A 16,257-nucleotide genomic window follows, 5' to 3' on the forward strand; every position below is an offset into this window, starting at 1 on the left:
AGAACGCACGTTCTCCCATCCGTGAAGGGGAAAGTCATGACTGCTCAGAGGCCGCCGTTCCCGCCGTTCACCGCCGAGACCGCCCTGCAGAAGGTCAGGGCGGCCGAGGATGCCTGGAACAGCCGGGACCCCGAGCGGGTCGCACTGGGCTACACCGAGGACTCCGAGTGGCGAAACCGCGATGTCTTCCTCTGCGGGCGCACGGAGATTGTGGAGTTCCTGCGCACCAAGTGGCAGTACGAGCTGGACTATCGCCTTCGCAAGGAACTGTGGGCCTTCACGGACAACCGCATCGCCGTCCGTTTCGAATACGAATGGCGCAACGAAGAGGACCGGTGGTTCCGCAGCTACGGCAACGAGAACTGGGAGTTCGACGAGAACGGTCTGATGCGGCGCCGGTACGCGAGCATCAATGACTTCCCTGTTTCCGCGGACGAGCGACGCATATCCCTCTGACGGACGGGTGGTCCCGCTCTCCGGTCCCCCAGGGGCGGCGAGCGGGATGCGCCTCGTCACGTCCGTCCGCCCTGCGGGCGGACGGCGCTACTTCCCCGGCACGTCCTAGCCGTCGCCCAGGCCCAGATGTTCCACAAGCTCGCGGTAGGCCCCCGCAACATCCTCCAGGAGGACCGTGGTCATCTCCTCGCGGGTCGGCGTACCACTCGCGTAGGCGGAGTAGAGCCGTAGATCGCGCAGAGCCGTGGCCTTCATGCACAGCTCGCGGGCGAAGCGGCCGTTCCCCAGCTCGTCGGCCAGACCGCCGTCCACGGCCTGCCCGCAGCGCGCTTCGAGCGCGGCGTCGGCGTCGGGAGACAGCGTGTCCCCGTGCTCGGCCAGCACGGACCGTGCGATGAGGGCCAGTTCCGACGCCGAGTACGAAGGGAAGTCGATCCGGGTGGTGAACCGCGAGGCGAGGCCGGGGTTCGACGCGATGAGCTCGGCCATCTGGCTCCGGTAGCCGGCGAGTACCACCACGAGCCGGCCCCGGTCGTCCTCGGCCCGTTTGAGAAGGACCTGGAGGGCTTCGTCGCCGAAGGCGTCGCCTCCCGAGTAGCCACTGTTGGACAGGGCGTATGCCTCGTCGATGAACAGCACTCCGTCGAGTGCCGAGTCGATGATCTTCGTTGTCTTGATGGCGGTCGACCCGAGGTGCTGGCCGACCAGGTCGACGCGCTGGGCTTCGACGACATGACCCCGCTTCAGCAGTCCGAGGCCGGCGAAGACCTTGCCGACGATGCGAGCGACGGTGGTCTTGCCGGTTCCCGGCGGTCCCGCGAAGACGAAGTGCTGGGGCCTCGCGGCCGACGGCAGGCCCTGTTCCTCGCGCAGCGTCGCCATGCGCAGTTGGGCGATGAGCGTGCGGACCTGGCGTTTCACCGGCTCCAGCCCGACCATACGGTCCAGGGTCTGCTGGGCGTCCGCCAGGAGTTGGGCCCGTTCTGCGGCGGGCAGCTCCCTTGCGTCGGTGGTCGGCGGGCCCGGAGCCGTGGCGGCCCCCGCGATGGTAGCGGCGGTAGCGGCGGTCGCCGGGGGGATCTTCGGCGGGGACGGAGGTGCGGGCTGCGGCGTGGGTTGCGGGGTCGCCGCCGGCTCGGCCGGCCTGGCCTGTGCGCGCTCGGCCACGTCGAACAGGTCGGGCCAGTAGCGGAACGAGTACTGGTACTGCTTCAACGCCTCCTCCGACCGGCCGACTTCCTCGTGTGCCCGTCCCCGGAAGTAGGCCACCTCGGCGTCGAAGCGGCTGCCGGCCGTGAGGGCCAGCGGGAGCGGGGCGAGCGCGCTCAGGGCCTCGTGGTGCACATTCTGCTGGATGAGCGCGATACCGACGTAGAGCTGTGCCTCGTCGCGCAGGAAGCCGTCTCCCGTGATGCCGCGGGCGAAATTCAGGACGAGCGGCCAGTCGTTCTTCAAAAAGGCATAGCGTGTGCAGACGAATCGCGTTTCGTCGCAGTCCAGCAGAGCCTCGGACAGCGCTGTCCACGCCGTATCCAGCTCCCGCGCCTTGAGCAGTTCGGTAATGGTGGCCAGCCACAGGTCGCGGGCGTTCTCGAGCCGGAAGGTGACGTACTCGCCGATGGAGAACCGGGAGTTCAGTGTCATGCCGGACTTCTGGCGCAGGGCGCCGAAGGAACCCGCATGGGCGATCATCTCGTCGAGCGCCTCCTGCTGACGCCGGCCCGTGGCATGCAGTCCCAGCCAGGCGTCCGCCGCGCTCGGATCGTTCTGTACGGCCTCCGCGAACAGGCCGGCGGCGTGATCGATGTTTCCCTGCCGCAGCAGACCGACAGCCTGTGTCCAGGCTCGCTCGGCCTTCTTGGTGGCGCGCCACGGAGTGGCAGGTCCCGGCACAGTTCCCCCTCCGGCACGTGTACCCCCGTGTGGTGGGAGTCGGTACGGCATGATCACCCCTGAGTGGCAGATGATAACCAACCTGCTGCTCAAGCGCCTTGAGGCATGAGCGGTCAGGCGCTGCCCGCCGGGCCGCTCGAGTGAAGAGGCCGGCCCGCGGTGTCCACCGCGGGCCGGGACGGGTGATCTGCGGCCGTTACCGCCTGGAGCAGTGCAGCAGCCCAGGGTCGACGGTGGCTCCCATGCGCCGCATCCCGGCGTCGTTGGGGTGCAGATGGTCCCCGCTGTCGTAGGCGGGGAGCAGGCGGGCCGCGGCGGCTGGATCCTTGACCGCCGCGTCGAAGTCGACCACCGCGTCGAACGCGCCGCTGTCCCGGATGAAGGAGTTGACCCGCTGCCGGACCGCCTCACCGCTCTCGGTCCAGCCGCGCCACCCCCGGTACGGCATCACGGTCGCCCCGACGACGCAGAGGCCTGCGGCATGGGACCTGGCGATGATCTGCCGGTATCCGGCGATCAGATCGGCGGCGGTGGGGGCGGGGGTCGCCTTGATGTCGTTGACGCCCTCCAACAGGAACACCGTCCGCAGGCCCCGCTGCGACAGGACGTCCCGGTCGAGCCGCTTCAGCGCGCTCTGCCCCGAACCGTCCGAGAGGACCTTGTTGCCGGAGATGCCTTCGTTGGCGACGCCCTTGATACGGGAGCGCGGATCGTCCTGCAGCCGACGGGCGAGGAAGTCCGGCCAGCGGCGGTTGGTGTCGAGAGTGGACGCCGAGCCGTCGGTGATCGAGTCGCCGAGCGCGGCCACGGCGCCGGTTCCCCGCAGGGCGTTCACGACTGCCGCGTCGAGATAGAACCAGGAGGTCGCCCGCTGGGTGAACGCAGTGGCGGAGTCGTCCGCGGAGTGGTCGCCGACGGGTGCGACGTACGAGGTCTGCAGCGCCATCCGGTGGCCGGTCGCGGGTCCGGCCGCGCTCTGGACGTAGAGACTGACGGCCAGGTCGGACTGCGGCGGTACGGTGCCGGGCAGCGGATCGCTGGAGACCGATCCGCCGGGCGCGACGGTGACGGAGGGTGAACCACCGAAGGAGAGCGGGTGGTTGGTGCCGGGCACCAGCGTGGCGCCGGTCTTCCGCAGTCCGGCGTGGGCGCGGCCGAAGGTCACCGGACGGTCGCCGAAGGCGTTGGAGAGGCGGATCCGCAGTCCGCTCCCGCCGACACTGGTGCGGACGACGAGACGGTAGGTCCGCTCCTGGGCAGCCGTGCCCAGCAGTTGGGGACTGGCGGCCCAGGTGACGACGGGCGAGGTTTCGGCGGGCGACGCTTCGGTGGGCGAGGTGCCGACGTGCGAGGAGACGAGGGTCGTGGCGCGGTGCGGGGCGCCGGCGGGAAGGGTGGAGTTGGTGGGAGCGGGTGTGGCGTACGCAGCTCCGGCCGTGAGGACCATGCCGATTGAGGCGGCGACCGCGGCCACGGTGCGCAGTGGGTGGGTGCGTAACTTCGGTCTGGACATGGACAGCATTGACTCGCGCGCTGCCTGTTGTGTCCATGGCGCCTACCGGGGTTCACCCTCCTGGTGGAGCTCCGCGGCGGCCAGCAGATGGATCTGTGCGTTCACCCACGCCTCGGCCGCGGCCGCCTCTTCGTGCGGAAGTGCCTCGAGGAAGGTGCGTATCAACGCGGCGGCCCGGTCCAGGCCGACCAGCGACAGACGCGCGGCGGCCTCCTGCAGATGCGTCCTGGCCGGAGCAGGGAGACGGCGCACTCCCCGGTGCGCGGCGGCGGCGAGTGCCGAGAGCGCCTCGTCCAGGGCGGCGGCGAGCGGATCCGCCGGTGCGGTGGACGTACTGGGTACGGGTGCTGCCGAAGTGAAGGGCGCGAGATCGAGGACGGTGACACCGGTGGACGACAGAACGGCGATCGGATCGATCCGGATACGACCGCCGGAGCGGCTCAGTGAGCCGCTGAGGAAACGGGGCCCGCTGTCCAGGACCGTGGCCAGGGCGTCCAACGCACCGGGGCACAGCGGGTTGTAGGCGGCACGGACGAGCGCAGGAGTGCCGACGGCATCGTGGACGACCGCTTCGAGATGCTGCTCGGCCGGGTCGTACCCCACACTCTCGACACGGGAGATCTCGACGACGCGGACCGTCTCCGCCTCGACCCGCGGGCGGATCAGCCGGGGCGGCCGGGCATCCCACGGCGCGGTGTGCTTGGCGAGGTCGCGTACGAGGAGGGGTTCGGGCAGCTCCGTCCAGGCCGAGCCGACCGGTACGACGCTGGTGGCGGCGAGACGGCCGCGGGCCAGGGTGAGCGTACGGCTCGGGCTGCGCCGGGCGTTCTCACTGATCAGGCTGCCTGTCGCCAGGGCGGCCAGCGTCGAGCCGAGGACACGGCGCACGGCAAGGCCGTGCCCGGTGAGCGGGCGGTCGCCGGTCGCGCTCCACCGCTTGCGCAGCACCAGCACGACGCCCGCGTCGGCGTGCGCCAAGTAGACCTCGGCGACCGGAGCTTGGGGATCGCCGCCGATACGGCAGCCCAGGGAGGTCAGACGCACCCGCCGCAACGGGGTCTCCCCGGCCTCCTGCGCGCCCAGAACCTCGGGCACCGCGGAGGCGCGGTGGCGGGCGTGCAGCTCGGTGAGGAGCGCGGCAAAGCGCTCGGGCCGGTAGTGGGCGCTGCGGGTGGCGTACGCGTCCAACTGGTCGGTCAGCTCCGCGACCGCGGCCGCAGGCCAGTGCAGCGACGCGGCGGCAAGGTCACTGCCGGTGCGGTGCAGCGTGCTCGCAAGGACCGGGCCCGCGTGCACGGCACCTTCCATCAGCAGGTCGTCGACATGGACGAGGGCGGTGTCCAGGGCGGGTGCGGCGGCGGTACGGCCCGGTGCGGTGCGGCCGCCGACCGTCACTGATCCGTCGGCGTCGCTGTCGCTGCCGCTGTTGTCCGCCGCCCGGAACGCCCAGACGGCCAGGGCCGTGACCTCGCCGCGCAGCGCGGCCGCGGCGTCGGTGAGGGCGTAACCGACCTCACCGGGGACCGGGAAACGCACCGTGCAGGTGGGCAGTTCCACCCAGGGCCCCGGATGCTCCGCCGTGGGGCGGTGCACCCGGGCGACGAAGCCGCGCTCGAAGGCACGCCTGGCGCCGGCCATCGCCCGGGCGCCCACGGCGGCGGTCAGCGTCTCGTCGTCGATGGCGCCGGGCGACCAGCCGGACCGGACGGCGGGCACGGTGCCGGCGGAGGCGGCGTGGCTGGAGGATGCCTCGGCGGAGGTGGCCTGTGGGGAGTCGGTCTGATGGGAGGCGGCCTCGGGGGAGGCGGTCCGACCGGGGCCGGCCTGCTCGGGGTCGGCCTGATCGGCGTCGGACTCGGCGGAGCCGGTGTGGTCGGAGGCGGCTTCCTCTGAGGCGGCTTCGTCGGCCGAGCGCTGATATGCCAGCACCAGGCCGATCAGATGCCGGCAGACCCCGGGCGCGCCACATCCGCACGCGCCGGTGTCCAGGTTTCCGCCCGGCGGCAGCTCCGCCTTCGTACCGTCGGCGAAGCTGCCGCGTACGGTGCCGTCCGCCTCGGCCGTGACGGTGGGCCCGGAACCCGCGCCGAGGTCCTTCGACGCGCGTTTGACCAGGCCCCGGTTGGTCAGCGCGGCCAGCGTGTCCGGGGTCAGCGCCAGCAGATCCGTACGTCTCATCGGCCCAGCCTCTCCGCGACGAACTCGGCGAGCCGGCCCGGCGTCATCGCCCCCATGTGCGCGCCCGCCTCCGCCAGCCGGCCGGCCAGCGCACGGTCGTAGTCCGCGTTCGCCTCCTCGTCGAGGGAGGCGAGGCCCAGCACGGTCGTGCCCTGCCCCACCAGCGAGCGGACCGTGCGCACCAGCCGGTACGGATCGCCCCCTTCGTAGAAGTCGGAGACGATCGCGAAGACACACCGGCGCGGGTTCTCGACCAGGCCCGCGCCGTAGTCGACGGCCCGTGCGATGTCGGTGCCGCCGCCGAGCTGGACACGCATCAGCAGCTCCACCGGGTCGGTCACCTCGGACGTCAGATCCACCACGGAGGTGTCGAAGGCGATCAGATGCGTCTTGAGGCCCGGCAGTCCCCACAGGCAGGCCGCGGTCACCGCGGAGTGGATGACCGAGCCGGCCATCGACCCCGACTGGTCGACCAGCAGCACCAGTTGCCACTGCTCCAGGTGGCGGCGGGTACGGGAGTGGAAGTACGGCCGCTCGATGAGGACGCGCCGCCGGTCCGGCTGATAGTGCGCGAGGTTGGCGCGTACGGTCTGTCGGAAGTCGAAGTCCCGCGCCAGGGGCAGCCGGCTGGGGCGGCGCGACCTGGTCCCGGTGAAGGCCCGGTGGACCTCCGGCTTCAGCCGCTCCATCAACTGGCGCACCACGCCCTCCACGATGCGCCGGGCCAGCCGGAGCACCTCCGGGTTCATCAGGTGCTTCGTCCGCAGCACCGCGCGCAGCAGGGTCGCGCTGGGCTCGATCCGTTCCAGTACCGCCGGGTCCGTGACGATCTCCTGGATTCCGTACCGCTCGACGGCGTCGCGCTCCAGCCGCTCGATGGTCTCCTTCGGGAAGAGCCGGTGGACGTCGTCGAGCCAGTCGACGGCGGTGACCGCGGACGGCCCGTCGCCGCCCTCGCGGCCGTGGGGACCGGCGCGGCGCACCCCGCGCTCCGCGAGCTCCGGGTCCCGGCCGTACAGCCACTCCAGCGCGGCGTCGCGGGTGGCGGCTTCGGTGCCGAGCGGTCCGGTGCACCGCTCGGCGGGGGCGCCAAGGATGAGCCGCCAGCGCTCGAGAGAGGGGTCGGCCGCGGGTGCCCGGCCGGGCTCCGTCCCGGTCATGGGGCGACTCGCAGGCTGTAGCGGTCGAGCAGCTGGGTCACGTTCTCCTCCAGGGACTTCGCCCGGGCGATCAGCAGTGGATCGGCGCTCGTACGCAGCAGCGTGCGCGCCGAGCCGTGCACCTTGCGCCGCTCGAGCAGACGCCGGGCGATGCGTTCGCGCTCGCGCGGCGGGAAATAGGCGAAGGCCTGGCGCAGTGCGGGCAGGCCGGTGAGGAAATCGGCGTCGGTCATCGCGGCGACGATCCCGTCCAGTACGTCGATCAGCGACTCCGCGCCGTCGCCGTCGTTGCTGTCGGTGTCGGTGTCGGTGTCGGTGTCGGTGTCGGTGTCGGCGCCGTCGGCCCCGTGTGCCGTCACCTCGTCGCGGGCGAGTGCAAAGAGCCCCGCGAGCCAGTCGCCGAGCGTGTCGGGAGCGGCCGCGCGGACGACGGAGGTCTCGTCGCCGGGTGCGCCGAGCGACCGGTGCAGTCCGAACGCGGCGCCGCGCAGATCGGCGGGGGCATCCGGGTCCCGGCCGATACGCCGGGCGACGGCAACGGCGGCTTCGCGCGACACGGAGAGCAGCGCCGGGGCGTGCAGCAGAGCGTCCCGTACGGCGACGACGGCACCCAGCCGGGCGAAGTCCACCCCGGACGCTCCACCGCGCACGCCTTCCAGGAGCCACAGCAGCCGGCCGGCCGCACCGTCCACGACGGTGGCGAGCAGCGGACTGCGCGCGATGCCGTACACGCGGTCGTGCCGCCACAGACCCAGGGCCGTGGCGAGTACGTCGCCGAGCGGACCCGGCTCAAGGAACTCACCTGTCTCTGCGGAGAGTTGGGACAACAGCTGTACGGACAGCTCACCCACCCCGCACAGCACGGCGTCGAACAGTGTCTGCGCCAGAGGTCCGGCCGCCGTGTCGCCGAGGGCGACCGCCGCGGCCTCCTCCAGGCGTGCCCCGTACGCCCCCGCCTCGACCAGCGCGGCCTCGCGGCCCGGCCGGGACTGCGGCTCCCAGCGTTCGGTGAACACCGGGTCGGCGCCATGCCGCGGGCCCGATGTGCGCGCGTATCCGGGGATGCCCAGCACCCGCAGGCGGTGCAGCACTTGGCTGCGTTCCAGATCGGGGGCCCGGGTGAGGTCGAGGGTGAACGCGCGCTCGTGGCCGTCCAGTTTCAGGCGCCCCAGCTGCGCGGCCACATCGTGGACCAGCGGTGGCGCCGGGGTGGCGGGATGCAGTCGGCCCGTCCGGTCACCACTGCACGCCGCCACCATCTCGACGACCACCGGATGCGTACCGGCAGCGAGCGGCCCGCGCGTCGTCCACGGCAGTGGCTGGTCCAGGTCGTCGCTGATCAGCGCACCGGCGAGACCGTCCAGTACATCGATCCTGGCCGGGCGCGGATGGCCGCGCAGGGCGGTGAGGCCCTGGGTCAGACTGCGGGCGGCGATCAGATCGGCGGTGGACACCGGGTGCTTTCGGCCGCGCAGCCGCCCGGCGACCGCGCGCAGCAGTGTGTCCGCGGCCGCCTCGGTGCCGTGCTCCCACACCTGCTGGTAGTAGCCGGGCGAGGGCATGCCGGACTGGTATCCGGCGAAGGCGTCCAACTGCCGGAAGGAGTAGGGCACGAGGAAGCTGCCGGCGAGCGCGTCCTGAGGCGGTGCGGGCACCTCGGGCCAGGAGCTCTCGCCGTGCGCGGCGAGCGTGCGCAGCGCGGGCCGGTGGAAGCCGCCCGTCACCACGAGCACCGGACGTTCCCCGGCCTCCGCGACGGCGGCACGCACCCATGACGCCATGTACGCCTCGCGGGTCCGGTCACCCGGGTCCGCCTCCGCCTCCCCGCGCACCAGCGCGAAGTAGGTATCGAGCCGCTCGGCCAGCCCGTCGTCCGGCTCGACCTCGAACAGCCGGTCCCACAGGGCGTCCACAGAGTCGACCGCGAAGTGCCGGCACAGCCGCTCGGTCGCCTCCGCGTAGCGCGCTTCCGCGTCGGCGTACCGATTGCTGCGCTCCGCGAACGCCGGATGCCACGCGGGCAGATCGATGAACCGCACCTCCGCCCCGGCTGCCCGGCCTGATGTGAGCGCGACCCACTCGGGTGAGTAGTCGCACAGCGGAGCCCAGGAGGTGGCGGCGCGCTCCTCGTCCCGGTAGTGGCTGAACACCGCGATCGGCAGATCGTGGCCGAGCAGCAGTTCGTCCAGCCGCCCGTTCATGTCGGCGGGCCCCTCCACCAGGACGTACGCGGGACGCACCTCCTCGATCGTTCTGGCGACCAGGCGCGCACAGGCGGGGGAGTGATGGCGCACCCCCAGGAACAGTGCGGGCATCAGTCGGCCAGCAGATGGCGGGCGTCGTACAGGGCCTTCCACTGCGGGCCGCGGCGGCGGGAGACCTGCTGCTCCAGATAGCGGCGCAGCCGGGCCAGATCCTCCGGGCTGTCCTTCGCGGCGGTCCCCGCGAGACAGGCCACCACATCGGCGGCGCTGCCCGCTTCGGCGCGCAGGAACCAGCCGCGGATGCCGACCGCGTGGGCGACGGACACCGCCTCCGCGGTGCTCATCACCGCGGACGGACGATCCGTCGGCGCCCCTTCACGGGTGGTGCCCGAACGCAGCTCGCGGAAGGTGGAGACCAGCACCTCCAGCACGTCGCGGTCGGGCGGGGTCTCGACGCCGGACCGGCGCAGCAGCGCGCTCGCCTCGGCCTCGACGAGGGCGAGTTCGGTGTCGAGGTCGGGGATCGGGAACACCGTCTCGAAGTTGAACCGGCGCTTGAGCGCGGCACTCATCTCGTTGACGCCCCGGTCCCGGGTGTTGGCCGTGGCGATCACATTGAAGCCGGGCCGGGCGAAGACCATGCCCTCGGCACCCCCCAGCTCCGGTATCGCCAGGACCCGCTCGGAGAGCAGGGACAGCAGCGAGTCCTGCACCTCCAGCGGGCAGCGGGTGATCTCCTCGAACCGCACGAGCCGGCCTTCCGCCATGCCGCGCAGCATCGGAGCCGGTACGAGGGAGCGCTTCGAGGGCCCCTCGGAGACGAGCAGCGCATAGTTCCAGGAGTACTTGATCTGATCCTCGGTGGTGGCCGCACCGCCCTGGACGGTCAGGGTGGAGGTGCCGGCGACCGCGGCCGCGATGAGCTCGGACAACAGGGATTTGGCGGTGCCCGGCTCGCCCACCAGCATCAGCCCCCGGCTGGTCGCCAGGGTCACCAGGGCCCGGTCGACCAGCGAGGGGTTGCCGACGAACTTGCGGCTGATGCCCGCGCTCTCGTCGCCGACGATGAAGCGGCGGGCCGCGCGCAGGCTCAACTCCCAGCCCGGCGGGCGAGGATCGGAGTCGGCGGCACGCAGCGCGGCGAGCTCCGCCGCGTACCGCACCTCGGCCGGGGGCCGCTGCAGCAGTTCCTGGTCCGCGGCCGTGTCCGTGTCCCTCTTTGGGTCCGCGGTGCTCACTTGGCGGCCTCCGCAAGCTCCAGCAGATCGGCGAGCACCTCGGAGACGGCCACCGGGTCGAGGTCGCCGAAGCGCAGCGGGTGGTGCGCGCGCGGAGAGAAGTCTCCGGGGGCGGTGCCGAGCCAGATGGTCTCCAGCTTCTGGTCGGGGAACACATCGAGCGCGCCGACGGCGATGCCCTCGTACAGATCGATGACCAGATACCGCTCCGGTGCAAGCTTCTTGGAGAACCAGCGCTCGACTCCGGCGTCCTGCGGCGTGCCGCGCTCCCAGCCGCGCCGCTGCAGGCCGAGCAGCTTGCCCGTCGGCACGGTGATCCCCTCGAATCGGGTCAGCCGCGAGCCCTGCGCCTCCTGGTCGGTCGGCGCGTACAGCGGGCGGCCCAGCTGCGGGAAGGGCTGAAGGATCTCGTAGTCCGCGAAGACCTCCGACCACGAGGAGAGGCTGTCGCCCAGGTGGAGCGGGTGGGGGAGCCGTACGGAGGCGTCCTCGGGAAGGGTGAACTCGTCGTCCTCGACATCGGCGAACGTACGGTCCTCGGCCACCCGGAAGGCGGTGACCGTGCCCGCTGACTCACTCAGCCACACCAGGCGGCGCACCAGATGCCACAGCAGCGGGTGCTGGACGAACAGTTCGCAGAACTCGGCCGCCGGCCAGGAACGGCCCGCGACCATCGCCGTCTCGAGCCGACGCATCTGATCCGAGGCGATGGTACGGACATCCTTCTTCAGTGCCATGAAGCGCTTGCGTTCGGCGGGGGCGAGCTCCGCGTCGTCGCGGGCGCCGGGCTGCGGCAGATCCTTGCGCCGCTTCCCGTCCTGGTCCAGGACGTACGGCCGCAGCTGTTCGTCGAAGCCCACCGTGAAGCGACGGGTCCCGTAGTCGATGACCGTGGAGCCGTCGGCGCTCAGGCCGAAATCGGGGACCAGCCGGTCGGCCAGTTGCTCACCGGTCAGCCCGAGACTCTCCGCCACCACGGCGATCTTCTCCTGGGCGCGGACCTTCAGCGCCTTGAACTTCACCCGCTGGGCGACGCCGTGCAGATGGAGCAGTGCCACATCCGTACCGATGGAGGCCAGTACGTCCAGACCCTCCACCGCACGGTGATGCGCGCCCTCTCCCGGCCAGACGCGCACCAGCGGGGTGAGCCGGCGCACCGTCTCGTCGTCGCCGAGCAGGCCGAGCGCGTGCAGCGCCCAGCTCTGCTTGGACGGCATCCCCGACAGCCGCCACTGCTCGAACAGAGCCCAGACGAACTCGGCCAGCGAGCCCGCGTCGCACACCTCCTTGAGCACCGCGATTCCCGGATAGGTCTCGCCCGGCTTGGAGAGGGCCAGCATGGTGACGGCGTGCCTGGTGGCGTCCGCGGGAAGGGCTTCCCCGGTTCGCACCAGAATCTGGGGCAGCAGGGTCGGCTCGGCCCACTCGACGGGTTCGGGCATCCGGGTGGGCAGCGCGTTCTCCAGGGGGTCGGCGGAGAGAGTCTCGTCGACGACCGCGACGGCCTCGGGCCCGTATGCGGAGGCGGCCGTGCGCACGGTCTCCGTACTGTGGGCGGCGGCGATCAGACGCAGGGCGTGCTCCGCGCGGCGCCGTGCCGGACCGGCCTTGCCCACCGCGTCGGGGACCAGCAGTGCGGCCGCGGCCGCTCCATGGCGTACGAACCAGGAGCGGGCCGTGCCGGCCGTCGAGGTGAGCCGGATCGCCCAGTCGGCCATCTGCCGGGCGACCCGGACGTCCACATACGGCAGCAGCAGCGGACCGAGGCTGCTCGGTTGCCGGGCGGCGACACGGAGCAGCAGGCCCAGCGCGGACTCCTCGAACCTGGCCACGATCGGCTTGAGCACGTCGGCGCCGTCCCAGAGATCGTCAGGGTCCCAGTCGTCGAGCAGCGGACGGATCAGCTCGGCAGGCGCGTGGATGAACGCCCCGGCCGACCTGACCGACCCGGACCGGAGCTCGCGGCGCAGGGCCTCCGCGTCGTGCATCCACGTCTGCGATGCGGACCAGGAGCGGTGCCAGGAGGGGGTGTCGGCCCATTCCTGCTGTTCGCCCGGCAGCCAGCTGACGGCGGGCTCGGACACCGCCGTCAGCCCGGCGACGACTCCGGCCTTCGCGGCCGGGCGCCTGTTCACCCACGGGGGGCTGGTCAGCAGCGCGGGCAGAGCGTCGGCCGGGGCATCCGCGATCCGGACCTGGCGGTCGAGGAGCGGCGCGAGGGCCGCTGCGATCTCCTCACCGAGCGTGGGAAGTACGGCCTCGACCAGGTCACGGTGGGCACCGACGTGCGCGGACAGCAACTGCCGGGCTGTCGGTCCGTCCGCGACGGCCAGCATGCGCAGCGCCCGTACGGGGTAGCGGTGGGCGGCCTTGAGCAGGGCAGGACGGACATGCTTGTCGTCCGAGTGGGAGAGCAGGATGCCGAACGCCTCGTCGGTCGGCAGTTCGCACAGCACACCGGCGATGAGCTTGACGGTGTCCGAGCTGCGGTAGGTGTGGCTCAGCGGCTCGGCCAGGAGCGGGGCCACCGCCGGGCCGACGCCCTCCGCGACGGTGCCGATCGACGTGACCGTCCAGCCGTACCAGCCGAATCCGCCCCGACTGCCCAACTGGGCGACCTGGTCCGGTGAGTTGAGCGAGCAGAACAGCATGGCGCGTACGGTTTCGTCCTCCTCGCCGCTGACGCCGGGGTGTGCACAGCATGCGGCCACCCAGTCCGTCTCGGTGGGAACGAGGTACGACGCCACGATCCGTCGGCGGTCCGTGCCCCGGCGCTCCGCCAGCGCCGCGACGGCCTCCCGGTAGGTCGCCTCGTCCGTTGCGGCGAGCAGCGCCCGCACCCGGTCGGCGGCCGGGCGGCGCTGCGAGGCCGCGTACGGGGGTGCCGAGGGCCCGAGTTCGCCGATCCAGGGGTCGGTGCGGTCCTGACCCCGCTGGAGGTAATGCACGTCGAGTTCAAAGAGCTCCACCACGGCCGCGGCCGCGAACGGGAGCCCGTAGGAGCTGACCCAGGTGTCCGCCCAGGCGTCCGCGGGCAGGGGGTAGATCCCCGTCAGCGCGGCGAGGACCGCGGCGCCGACCGGGTTCGCGTCGCCCCCGAGCTGGGCACGCGCGGCCTCGGCGAGCTGGGGAGCGGTCTTCGGACTGAGCAGGAACTCCTCGATCCACTCGGCCTCCTCCTTGACCCGGAGCCCGGTCTTCTCCGCCGCGTCCTCGATGGCCGTGCCGGGCGACCGGCGTATTCCACCACGCCGGGGGTGCACCCGGCGCCGCCAGGCCGTCGGCAGCGTGAAGGTGTCCTCGTCGGGCAGCTCGACGGCCGAAGCGCCGGAGACCTGCGCCGCTTGCGCCGTCGGTGCCGCCTCGCCGGCCTCGCGGTAGCCCTTGCGCTCCTTCTCTCCGACGGCCTTGAGCAGATAGTCGCTCGCCGCGTCCGCCGAGGCGCACTCCTTCACCTGCGTACGGCCCGTCGTGCCGCAGCGCCCGAAGCGGATCGTCACCACGGAGCCCTCCGCCTCGGCCTCCCAGAACTTTGCCGAGCCCCCGTCGACGTACTCCCAGCGCGTCACAGCCACTCCCCATCGTTGTGCCCGGAGCTACCCAGTCCGGATGATCAGTGGCGTCACAGTAGCGAGGCCCACTGACAACGGAGCGGAGTGCTGCGCCGCCCCCGTCGCCCTCCTGGGAACTCCCCACAGCAGAAGTTCAGTTGCTTGCCGACGGTGAGGACGCCTGCGAGGATCACGTGATCGGACTGATCGACTGATCGACGGCCGGAGAATCTTGAGCAGTCAGGGGAGCCTCGTATGACCGGGACCGAGCCGGCCGGCAAGCGGATCGACACCAGCAAGCCGCATCCGGCCCGGGTGTACGACTGGTTCCTGGGCGGCAAGGACAACTATCCGGTCGACGAAGAGCTCGGCCGCCACATCATGAGCATCGACGCGCGCGCCAAGCATGTCGCGCAGACCAACCGGTGGTTCATGCAGCGCTTCACACGCTGGATGGCGGGCGAGGCGGGCATACGCCAGTATCTCGACATCGGCACCGGCATCCCCACCGAGCCCAATCTGCACCAGATAGCCCAGGCCGCCGCCCCCGAGTCCCGCATCGTCTACGCCGACAACGACCCCATCGTGCTGACGCACGCGGAGGCGCTGCTGCGCAGCACGCCCGAGGGCATGACCGACTACATCCAGGCGGATGTACGCGACCCCGAGCGCATCCTCGAGCAGGCCGGGAAAGTCCTCGACTTCGGGCAGCCGATCGCCCTCTCGCTGGTGGCGCTGCTGCACTTCGTCGGCGACGAGGACAGCCCCTACGACCTGGTCCACCGGCTCGTGGACGCGCTGCCGGCCGGCAGCTATCTCGTCCTGTCGCAGCTCACCGCCGACTTCGACCCGGTGGCCGTCCGGCGCGGAGTCGACATGTACGCGGCCGGCGGTGTCACGCTCGCCCCGCGTTCGCGCGCCGAGGTCGAGCGCTTCTTCCACGGGCTGGAGCCGACCGAGCCCGGTATCGTCCCGCTGACGCAGTGGCACCCGGAGCTCGGTGTCGACGAGGTCTCCGACGGGGACGAGGCGGTCTCGCTGTATGCGGGAGTGGCCCGCAAGCCGTAACCGGGGGAGCGGAGGCGGGGGGTGGGGCGATCTGCCGTACTCCCCAAATTCTGCTTATGATTCACGGGTGTTCGATGCCCGGCACATCAGGACGTTCCACGAAGTGGTCAGAGCCGGTTCGTACTCGGCCGCCGCTCGCGCGCTCGGCTATACGCAGCCCGCGATCACGCAGCAGATGAAAGCCCTGGAACGGGACGTCGGCACACCGCTGTTCATCCGGGTCGGCCGCGGCCTGCGCCTCACCGAGGCCGGAGAGGCGCTCTCGCGGCACGCCACGGTCATCCTCGACAGCATGTCCGCCGCACAGCAGCAGATGGGTGCCCTCACCCGGCTGCGGGCGGGACGGGTGCGTGTCTGTGCCTTCCCCAGTGCCAATGCCTCGCTCATCCCCGAGACGCTGGCCCGGCTCGCCGCCGACCACCCCGGGGTGCGCGTCGACCTGCTGGAGAACGAGCCGCCCGAGTCGCTGCAGCGGCTGGTGCGCGGCGAATGCGACATCACGCTGGCCTTCACCTATCCCGGTCTGCACGAGCATGTGCCGGACGAGCTGGTGGAGATACCGCTTCTCGAGGACCAGTTGACGGTGCTGCTGCCGACCGGGCATTCACTGGCGCGGCGGCGGGCGGTGCAACTGGCCGATCTCGCCGAGGAGCGCTGGATCGCGGGGTGTCTGCGGTGCCGCGCCAACCTCCTCCACGAGTGCGCCGAGCGGGGCTTCGCGCCGGACATCGCCTTCACCACGGACGACAATCTCGTGGTGCAGAGCCTGGTGGCGGAGGGCCTGGGTGTCGCCATGATGCCGGCCCTCGTGCTGAACTTCCTCTGCCACCGGAAGGTGACCGGCCGGCCGCTGCAGCCCGCCTCCCGGCGGCAGATCTCGGCGTACGTCCTGCGGGAGCATCTGAGGATCCCGGCGACGGCTCTGGTGCTCGACGAGCTCAAGACGGTCGCGGCGAACAAGATCGGCTGCTGAGCCTCGCGCACCCAACTCATAAG

Annotated in this window: 10 protein-coding genes; 3 read left to right on the top strand and 7 right to left on the bottom strand. The window is 71.6% G+C overall.

All coding sequences use genetic code 11. The features are described from left to right. Positions 1 to 36 precede the first annotated feature (36 nt). Entirely contained in the window at positions 37 to 456 is a 420-nt protein-coding gene (locus OG883_RS11275; RefSeq protein WP_266538506.1) for a nuclear transport factor 2 family protein, read from the top strand. A 105-nt stretch (positions 457 to 561) separates the two neighbouring features. On the opposite strand, the gene OG883_RS11280 is transcribed toward OG883_RS11275, so the two are convergent. From OG883_RS11280 to OG883_RS11310, 7 genes are all read right to left on the bottom strand, one after another. After that, the gene (locus OG883_RS11280; RefSeq protein WP_266538509.1) at positions 562 to 2,349 is read right to left on the bottom strand and encodes an AAA family ATPase; all 1,788 of its coding nucleotides are present in this window, start codon (positions 2,347 to 2,349) and stop codon (positions 562 to 564) included. Between the two features lie 196 nt (positions 2,350 to 2,545). Then, the gene (locus OG883_RS11285) at positions 2,546 to 3,862 is read right to left on the bottom strand and encodes an SGNH/GDSL hydrolase family protein (protein WP_266538512.1); all 1,317 of its coding nucleotides are present in this window, start codon (positions 3,860 to 3,862) and stop codon (positions 2,546 to 2,548) included. A gap of 42 nt (positions 3,863 to 3,904) precedes the next feature. After that, complete coding sequence (locus OG883_RS11290; protein ID WP_266538515.1) at positions 3,905 to 6,040, bottom strand: hypothetical protein; 2,136 nt, start codon at positions 6,038 to 6,040, stop codon at positions 3,905 to 3,907. Next, on the bottom strand, positions 6,037 to 7,200 hold the full coding sequence (locus tag OG883_RS11295) for a VWA domain-containing protein (RefSeq protein ID WP_266538518.1): 1,164 nt from the start codon (positions 7,198 to 7,200) through the stop codon (positions 6,037 to 6,039). Before OG883_RS11295 ends, OG883_RS11290 begins: the two co-directional genes overlap by 4 nt. Beyond that, a complete protein-coding gene (locus OG883_RS11300) occupies positions 7,197 to 9,515 on the bottom strand; it encodes a DUF5682 family protein (RefSeq protein WP_266538521.1) in 2,319 nt (772 codons plus the stop codon). Before OG883_RS11300 ends, OG883_RS11295 begins: the two co-directional genes overlap by 4 nt. Next, on the bottom strand, positions 9,515 to 10,642 hold the full coding sequence (locus tag OG883_RS11305) for an AAA family ATPase (protein WP_266538524.1): 1,128 nt from the start codon (positions 10,640 to 10,642) through the stop codon (positions 9,515 to 9,517). Before OG883_RS11305 ends, OG883_RS11300 begins: the two co-directional genes overlap by 1 nt. Next, entirely contained in the window at positions 10,639 to 14,211 is a 3,573-nt protein-coding gene (locus OG883_RS11310) for a DUF4132 domain-containing protein (protein WP_266538527.1), read from the bottom strand. Before OG883_RS11310 ends, OG883_RS11305 begins: the two co-directional genes overlap by 4 nt. A 237-nt stretch (positions 14,212 to 14,448) precedes the next feature. On the opposite strand from OG883_RS11310, the gene OG883_RS11315 reads away from it, so the two are divergent. Then, positions 14,449 to 15,261 (top strand): SAM-dependent methyltransferase, encoded by an 813-nt coding sequence (locus tag OG883_RS11315; RefSeq protein ID WP_266538530.1) that lies wholly within the window; start codon positions 14,449 to 14,451, stop codon positions 15,259 to 15,261. Positions 15,262 to 15,328: 67 nt separating this feature from the next. After that, positions 15,329 to 16,234 carry a LysR family transcriptional regulator gene (locus OG883_RS11320; protein ID WP_266538533.1) on the top strand — a complete coding sequence of 302 codons (906 nt, stop codon included), beginning with the start codon at positions 15,329 to 15,331 and terminating at the stop codon, positions 16,232 to 16,234. The last annotated feature ends 23 nt before the right edge of the window (positions 16,235 to 16,257 follow it).

The sequence above is a fragment of the Streptomyces sp. NBC_01142 genome, assembly GCF_026341125.1.
Lineage (GTDB): Bacteria > Actinomycetota > Actinomycetes > Streptomycetales > Streptomycetaceae > Streptomyces.